This is a genomic window from Litorisediminicola beolgyonensis, from assembly GCF_042679605.1.
Lineage (GTDB): Bacteria > Pseudomonadota > Alphaproteobacteria > Rhodobacterales > Rhodobacteraceae > Litorisediminicola > Litorisediminicola beolgyonensis.
The window spans coordinates 60,861-68,702 of the sequence record NZ_JBHTMU010000020.1; the positions used below are offsets into that span (position 1 = coordinate 60,861).

The 7,842-nt window shown below is 67.8% G+C and carries 7 protein-coding genes; all 7 read right to left on the reverse strand.

The genetic code is table 11. The features are described 5' to 3' along the window. Nucleotides 1–97 precede the first annotated feature (97 nt). Nucleotides 98–1,141: an ABC transporter ATP-binding protein gene (locus ACFQ4E_RS12370; protein ID WP_386803984.1), complete on the reverse strand. Its 1,044-nt coding sequence runs from the start codon at nt 1,139–1,141 to the stop codon at nt 98–100. Next, complete coding sequence (locus ACFQ4E_RS12375; protein WP_386803986.1) at nt 1,141–2,382, reverse strand: MGH1-like glycoside hydrolase domain-containing protein; 1,242 nt, start codon at nt 2,380–2,382, stop codon at nt 1,141–1,143. The genes ACFQ4E_RS12370 and ACFQ4E_RS12375 overlap by 1 nt, the downstream gene beginning before the upstream one ends. Continuing rightward, entirely contained in the window at nt 2,379–3,647 is a 1,269-nt protein-coding gene (locus tag ACFQ4E_RS12380) for a carbohydrate ABC transporter permease (protein ID WP_386803988.1), read from the reverse strand. Before ACFQ4E_RS12380 ends, ACFQ4E_RS12375 begins: the two co-directional genes overlap by 4 nt. Beyond that, nucleotides 3,644–4,876 carry a carbohydrate ABC transporter permease gene (locus ACFQ4E_RS12385; RefSeq protein ID WP_386803990.1) on the reverse strand — a complete coding sequence of 411 codons (1,233 nt, stop codon included), beginning with the start codon at nt 4,874–4,876 and terminating at the stop codon, nt 3,644–3,646. The genes ACFQ4E_RS12380 and ACFQ4E_RS12385 overlap by 4 nt, the downstream gene beginning before the upstream one ends. Nucleotides 4,877–4,945: 69 nt before the next feature. Beyond that, the gene (locus ACFQ4E_RS12390) at nt 4,946–6,289 is read right to left on the reverse strand and encodes an ABC transporter substrate-binding protein (RefSeq protein WP_386803992.1); all 1,344 of its coding nucleotides are present in this window, start codon (nt 6,287–6,289) and stop codon (nt 4,946–4,948) included. A 45-nt stretch (nt 6,290–6,334) separates the two neighbouring features. Then, nucleotides 6,335–7,375, reverse strand: coding sequence for a LacI family DNA-binding transcriptional regulator (locus tag ACFQ4E_RS12395; RefSeq protein ID WP_386803995.1), 1,041 nt, complete (start codon nt 7,373–7,375; stop codon nt 6,335–6,337). Nucleotides 7,376–7,549: 174 nt separating this feature from the next. Continuing rightward, nucleotides 7,550–7,842, reverse strand: a 293-nt coding sequence (locus ACFQ4E_RS12400) for an exodeoxyribonuclease VII large subunit (protein ID WP_386803997.1), incomplete at its 5' end; no start/stop codon positions are given.

Consider the following 7,842-nt stretch of genomic DNA (forward strand, 5'->3'; position numbering starts at 1 on the left):
ATGCGCGGGCGTATTCCTTAGCGCGCGGATCGGTGTCGGGTGGACCAGGGGCAAAGCCCCGTCGCCGGGACTCTGCCGAAGTCTTTCAAGCCTGCGCTCAGCGCAGCGCCAGCCCCTTCTCGTCGAAGAGATGAACCGGACCATCCGGGACCAGCCCCACCCGGTCGCCGGGCCGGACCGTGGCCTCGGCCCCAGTGCGGGCGGTGATACGTCCATCGGCGCCTGCGTCGATCACCAGGAACGTGTCGGCCCCGAGATACTCGGACACCTCGACCTGCCCCGAAATCAGCCCCTCGCCCGGCTCGCAGAGCGCCAGGTGTTCGGGCCGGACGCCCAATTTCACCGCCTTGCCCGGCACATCCGGATGGCGGCCGCCCCCGGAGAGGATCGCGGCCCCGTCCCGGGTCTCGCAATCGACGATATTCATCGCCGGAGAGCCGATGAATTGCGCGACGAAGAGGTTCGCGGGCGTCTGGTAAAGCTCGCGCGGCGTGCCGACCTGCGCGATGGTGCCGTATTCCAGCACCACGATGCGATCGGCCAGCGTCATCGCCTCGACCTGGTCATGGGTCACGTAGATCATCGTCCGCCCGAGCGCGTTGTGCAGCTTGGCGATCTCGTAGCGCATCTCGACCCGGAGCGCGGCATCGAGGTTCGAGAGCGGCTCGTCGAAGAGAAACGCCGTGGGATCGCGCACGATCGAGCGCCCGATGGCGACGCGCTGGCGCTGACCGCCCGAGAGCGCCTTGGGACGCCGGTCGAGATAGGGTTCGAGCTTCAGGACCCGCGCGGCCTCGTCGACCTTGGCGTCGATCTCGGATTTTGGCGCGCCCGCGGTCTTGAGCGAAAAGCCCATGTTCTCGCGCACCGACATATGCGGATAGAGCGCGTAGCTCTGGAACACCATGCTGAGCCCGCGCTTCGAGGGCGGGTCGCTCGTCACGTCGGCGCCGTCGATCTCGAGCGTGCCGCGGCTGATCTCCTCGAGACCGCCGATCATCCGCAGAAGCGTGGACTTGCCGCAGCCCGAGGGGCCGACGAAGACCACGAACTCGCCCTCGTTGATCTGCAGGTCGATGCCCTTGATCACCTGCAGATCGCCATACCATTTCTCGATCTTCCTGAGATCAATCGCGCCCATCACGCATCCTCCCTGTTGGCCCAGGCAAGCCAGATGGCCGCCGTCCAGGTGAACCGGTCGCCGCCACAGGGCGTGGCATCGAGCGGATCGAAATATTCGAAGAAGCCGCCCGAGCGGATCAGCTCGGCGGTTTCCTTGCGGAGCCGCCGCTCCTCGGCGCTGCGCCCCGCGCTCGTGAGCCCGATGGCGATGAGCGCGTTGACCACGGGCCAGGTCGGCCCGCGCCAGTAGCGCCGCGGATCGAAGCTGTCGGCGGCGGGATCGTTCGAGGGGATGCCGTAGCGGACACGGTCCCACATGGCGGCGAGCTTCTCTTCCATCGCGGCGTTCTCGACGCCTGCGAGAAGGCCCAGCGCCGCGCCCGAGGAGATGGCCGAGGCAAATTCGCCGGTCCGCGCATCGCGGGCGCAATAGGCCTGCAACTCGTCGTTCCAGATCGACGGCAGCGCCGCCTCGATCTCGGCCGCCATGGCGAGCGGCTCGGTCGGATCCTCGCCCAGAGTCTCGGCGATGGCGGCAAGGTCGCGGTTCGCGCGGATGAGGATGAAGGTGATCGCCGGATCGGCCATCAGAAATGGCCCGTCCTCGAGGATGGTCTTCTGATCCCAGCCGCAGGCCCGTCCGAACTGGACCATGGCGATATAGCGGTCGTAATCCTCTTTGCCCGGCCGCATCGAGGCATCGACATGCCCGGTGTCGCGGCGGGTATAGGTGCCGACCTGGGAGCCGTCGACATTGGCCATGCCGGGATCCCAGTCGGGGCAGTTGTCGCGGCCTGATTCCCAGGGGTGGGTGACGCAGGCGACGCCCTCGGGGCAGCGCCAGTCGCGCCACCAGCGGTGCCAGGCCAGCATGCGCGGATAAAGCGCGCGGAGCCGCTCGGTCCCGCCAACGCTGTCATGGATCTTGCGCGCCAGGATCGCGGCCACGGGCGGCTGCGAGATCCCCGAGGATGCGGGCGTCGTGCCGGGGCCCCAGACCGACGGTCCGGGGAAGTAGCCGTCGTCTTCCTTGTGAAAGACGATATGCGGCACCATGCCGGTGTCCCACTGGGCCGAGAACAGCGTCTCGAGCTCGGTCCAGGCGCGGTCCGGGTCGAAGGTCGAGAAGCCCCAGGCGGCAAAAGCGGAGTCCCAGTTCCACTGGAAGGGATAGAGCCCCGCGGTCGGGATCGTGTAGCCGCCGCGGTCGTTGCCGCGCAGGATCTCCCGGGCGGTCGCGTCGAGATCGGTCATGGTCATCCTTTCACCGAGCCTGCGGTGAGGCCCTTGGTCATGAAGCGTTCGAGGCCGAGGAAGATCGCCATGATCGGCACCGTGGCGATCACCGATCCGGCCATCAGGTGCTGGCGCGGGATCTCGGACGAGTTGAGCATCGCCACTCCGCGCGTCAGCGTGAATTTCGAGGGATCGTCGAGCAGCATGAAGGCCAGGAGGAACTCGTTCCAGGCGATCATGAAGACGTAGAGCGACACCGAGGCGAGCGCGGGAAGCGACAGCGGCAGGGTGATCTTCCAGATCACCTGAAGCCGCGAGAGCCCGTCCATGAGGCCCGCCTCCTCGACCTCCGCGGGCAGGCCGCGGAAGTAGCCCTGGAGCATGTAGAGCGCCACGGGGATGGTGGTGACCGGGTAGATCAGCACGATCCCGAAGATCGTGTTGCGCAGACCGATCATCGAGTAGCCGATGTAGATCGGCAGGGCGAGAACGATCATCGGCACCATGTAGATCAGCAGGATCGAGCGCGAGAACACCGCCGCGCCGCGGAAGCGGAGCCGTGCGACCGCATAGGCGCCGGGGATCGAGAAGAGCAGCGTCAGGAGCACGGTCAGCACCGAGACGTAGAAGCTCGTCCAGAGATAGGAGCCGAAGTTGAACTGCGTCATCAGCTCGTAATAGCTCGAGAAGAGGCCCCAGCCCTGGCTCAGGTCGAGACTGAAATCCAAGGGGTTCTGAACCAGCTGCTGCTGGTTCTTCAGGCTGGTCATCACCATGACGTAGAAGGGAATGGCGACGATCGCGGTGAAGAACACGTAGCCGAAGCCGGTCAGGAAGCGGATCACCGCGTCCTCGAACTCGTGCCGGGTCAAGGGCGCCGGAGCGAGCTGGCCGACCATGCGGTGGACACCCTCTCCCGCGCCGAGACCGGTCGCGAGCGCGGCGACCCAGAAGCTGAGCGCGCCCGGCACCTCCGAGACCACCGGACCCACGCCGAGCAGCATCGTCACGAGCACCACGACCGCCGATCCGGCCAGAAGCGGCAGGCGCGGCAGCCAGAGCGCGCTCACGCCCAGCGCTGCCCCCAAGATCAGGACCGGCCAGCCCGAAGGACGGAAGGCCGCGCCGGAGAGAAACGCGCAGGCGACGGCCACGGCGGTCGCGGTGATGGCGAGCCAGAGCACGCCCACGAGCGGTGCGGTGACAAGACCGTGCTGGAGCGGCTTGGCCCAGCCCCCGCGCGACAGCGCGGCGGGGGTGCGGGCCGGTCCTTTGGCGGGGCTGCTCATAGTCCCTCCTCCCGGCTGATGAACTTGAAGAAGAAGACCGAGAACACGAGGAGGCAGCCGAAGACCACCACGGCGACCGCCGCGCCCGCGCCGATATTCGACAGCGCGAAGGCCTGCTCGTAGACATTGACGGTGAGCGTGCGGGTGCCCGCGTTGCCGCCGGTCAGAAGGAAGATGTCGTCGAACTTGTTGAAGGTCCAGATGAAGCGCAGAATGAAGAGCACCGACAGGATCCCCAGAAGCTGCGGCAGCGACAGGAACCAGAACTTCTGGAAGGGCGACGCGCCGTCCATGTCGGCGGCCTCGTACATGTCGGTGTCGATCGACTGCATCCGCGCCAGGATGAACAGGAACGACAGCGGGAAGTAGCGCCAGATCTCGAAGACCGTGACCATGATCAGCGCCAGCGGGCGGTCTCCGAAGAAGTTGATCGCGCTCTCGGTCACGCCCATCCGGATCAGGAGCGCATTGGCCGAGCCCGAGAACGGATCGAAGAGGATGATCCAGGTGAAGGCCACCGCGATGACGGGGGCCACGTAGGGAAAGAGATAGAGCCCCCGGAGAAGCCCCTGCCCCTTGAACGAGTGATCCAGAAGCAGCGCCGCGAAGAGCCCGAAGAGAAGCGCGCCCAGCGTGCCGAAGACGGTGTAGAAGAGCGTCACGCCGAAGACGCCCCAGAACTCGTCGCCTTCGAAGATGCGGGCGAAGTTCTCCCAGGTGAACTCGAAATTCGTCAGGATGTTCGGCGCCGTGCCGGTCAGCGCGGGCGGGCTGTCCTCGGCCAGCTCGCCGAGTGGCTCGGGATCGCCCTCGGCGGTGACGAAGAGCTCGATCTCGTCGCGACCACCCGCCTCCAGATCGCCGAGGTCACAGAAGATCGCCGCGCCGTCGACCTCGCAGCGGTCATCGCCCTCGCGCAGGGTGAGACCCTTGGGCAGCGTGTCGCTCAGGGTGACGCCGCGGATGGCCTCTTGCTGGGAAGAGTTCCTGAGCCGGTATTGCACGCGAAGCTCGTCGCCGTCGCCGCGCAAGGCCTCGCGGGCGACGGGTGCGGGCGGCCGCAGATCGGCCAGCCCGATGGGTTTGACGGAGATCCAGAAGATCGACAGGAGCGGCAGGATCACCACCAGCGACACCACGATGATGGTGGGCAAAAGCAAGCCCCAGGCGAGGCGCGCTTCGCGTTTCGCGAGCGGCCCCCGCCCCTTGGGCGGTACGGCAACGGTCATGGGTCTCCTCCCCCTGGAAGCGTGAGGTCCGGGGCGCGCGCGACTAGCGGCCGCGCCCCGGGGCCGGCCTCATTCGATGGCGGCCAGCTCGTCGTTCATCTGCTTGACCGCGGTCGCCGCATCGATGTCGCCGTCGATATACTGGCGCACGGCGCGGTTGATGACCTGGCTGTTAACCATCTTCGAGGAGAGCGCGAGCTGCCCCTCGGCGATGCCCCAGCGCTGCGCCACGTCGAGGCCCGCCACGATCTCGTCGATCATCGCCGGATCGTAGAGCTCGGAGAGCGGCGCCTTGCGGTCGACGCCGACCGGCAGCTCGGACCAGGCGGTGATGAAGGCTTCCGGGTCCTCGGCGGTGCCGCGGCGGACCGGGAACTTGCCCTCGGGCGCGATGGCGAGCGTCTCGGTGTAGCCGGTGGACATCGAATACTCGACGAATTGCTGCGCCTCGTCGATATCGGCATCGGCGGTGATGCCGAAGTAGCGAATGTCGGCCCAGGCCGCGCCATCGGGGTTCGAGGGACCGGAGAAGTTGGTCACGATGCCGGTCTTCGACGCGAGCTCGGGCGAGGTCGGATCGTCGTTGATCGTCGGCGGCGCGCTGTCACGCAGGCCCGCGAGCTCATCGAGGATAAAGGGCGACCAGATGATCATCGCCGCATCGCCGGAGAAGTAGAGCGTGCGCGACTGCTCCCAGAACAGCTCGCCCGGAGGCGACGCCTCGGCGATGGCCTTGTAGAACTCGAGCACCTCGGTGGTCTTGGCCTCGTCGAAGCCGGTGAATCCGTCGGGGCCCACGGGCGTCGCGCCATTGGCGAGGAACACCTGCTCCAGCACCTGGCTCATGAAGTTCTCATCGACCTTGGTGGCGGCGACGAAGCCGAACATCTCGGGCGGGTTGTGGAGTTTTTCGAGCGCCGCGATCACGTTGGCGTAGGATGTCGGCGGCTCGAGACCGTTCTCCTCGAAGAGGTCCTTGCGATAGAGGACCATCTGCGTCCAGCCATCGACCGGCACCGACGCCCAGCCATCCTCGGTCTTGGCGAAGTTCAGCGCGCCGGGGGCGAAGGTGTCGGGCCCGAGGCTCTCGATCACCTCCGTCGCGGCCTCGGCATCGAGAATGCCCGCCTCGACCCAGGGCAGCGCGTATTGCAGCGTGTGATAGATCACGTCGGGAAGGTCGCCCGCCGCGAAGGCCGCCGTGGCCCGGGTGCCGAGTTCGCTCTCGGTGACCGGGATCACCTCGACCCCGATGCCGGTCTCGGCCTTGAAGGCCTCGGCGAGCTTCTGCTGCTGGGCCAGGCGCTCGGGCTGCTCTTCGGTCGTCCAGAAGCGGATGTCGGCGCTGGCCGTCCCGGCCAGGAGCGCGGCGAGCGCGGTGCCCGTGCAAAGGCGCGTGAAAGTCTTGGTCATGTCGGTGGTCCTCCCGTTTTGTTTGGTTCGTGAGATGTGTCGTCTTCAGACCGGCGGCCCGATGGTGCCCCCGGCGTAAAACTCCGGCATCGCGGTCTCGCGCAGGCTGTCGGGCGCGGCGCCGCGGATGCGTTCGATGAGAATGTCGGCCAGCCGCCCGCCCGCGCCGACCTGGTCGACGGCATAGGTCGAGAGCGGCACGGTGGCGGCCCGGCCCTCGGCCAGACCGTCATAGCCCACCACCGACACGTCCCGCCCGGGCACGAGGCCCCGGTCGGCGAGCGCCTTGAGAGCGCCCAGAGCGAGCACATCGGTGGCGCAGACGATGGCGGTGGGGTGCATGTCGTCCAGGAGCTCGCCCGCGCTCCGCGCAGCGTCGTCGCGGGTGGCGTTGCCCAGGCGAAAGAGCCCATCGTCGACCGGCAGACCGGCGGCGGTCAGCCCGGCGCGGACGCCTTCGGCGCGCAGATGGGCGTAGGTGAACTCGGTGTCGCCGCCGAGATGCGCGATGCGCCGGTGTCCCAGCGCGGCGAGACGCGTCACGGCGTCGGCCATCGCGTCCTCGGAGCGGATGTCGAACCACGCGCAGCCCGTCGGATCGCCGGTGCGCCCGAAGAGGACGAAGGGACAGCCCTCCTCCCGCAGGAGGTCGATCCGCGGATCGGAGAGCCGCGTGCGCGGCAGGATGAACCCGTCCGCCTTGCGCTCGCGCCGGATGCGTCGGTAGACCTCGAGCCCCTCCTCCTCGCTCTCGGCGGTCGAGACGGTGAGCGTCCAGCCATGTGCCGAGGCCGCGCGGGTGATGCCGTGCAGGAAGCCCGCAAGGAAGGGCGCCTGCGCGTCGTGCTGGTCCATCTGGAGCACAAGCCCGAGCGCGCGGACCCGGCCCGTCTTGATCGCCTGCGCATGTGCCATCGGCCGGTAGCCCAGAGCCTCGGCCGCCTCGGCGACCCGCTTCCGCGTGGCGGGCGAGATGTCGGAATAGCCGTTCAGCGCGCGCGACACGGTTCCCTTCGAGAGCCCGAGGGAACGGGCCAGATCGTCGATCCGTACGGGTCTGCTGGACAGGGTTGGCGACTCGGTCATGGAGTAAGCCTGCGCCACCGAAACCGGTTTCGTCAATTCCCCGTGCGGCAGGGTGTCGCGGAGGGCGCGTTTACATTTCGCGCAAACACGCCTCCGGCGGAGATCGCGCCGGATGTCAGGATGCTAAAAGAATCAGGCGCTTAGCAGGAGAAGGTGATGTGCCGCAAGGACGCCTTAAAAAAGGCTGCCCTGCTCCGGCGCCGGTTTCGGCTTTCCGCCCTTCGCGGGCGCTCCGCCGATCTTCAGACGACCGTCGGCGAACTCGATCTCGAGCCCCGATGCCTCGGCGGCAGCGGCTTTCGTGGTCACCACCGCGCCGTCTCCGCGCACCACCGCGTAGCCGCGTTCGAGCGTGGCGCGGTAGCCCAGCGTTTCGCGCAGACGGTCGAGCTGTGCGAGACGCTCCCGCGCCTCGGTCCGGCGCGCGGCCCAGGCCGCGTCGAGCCGCGGCGCGATCCGGTCGAGCG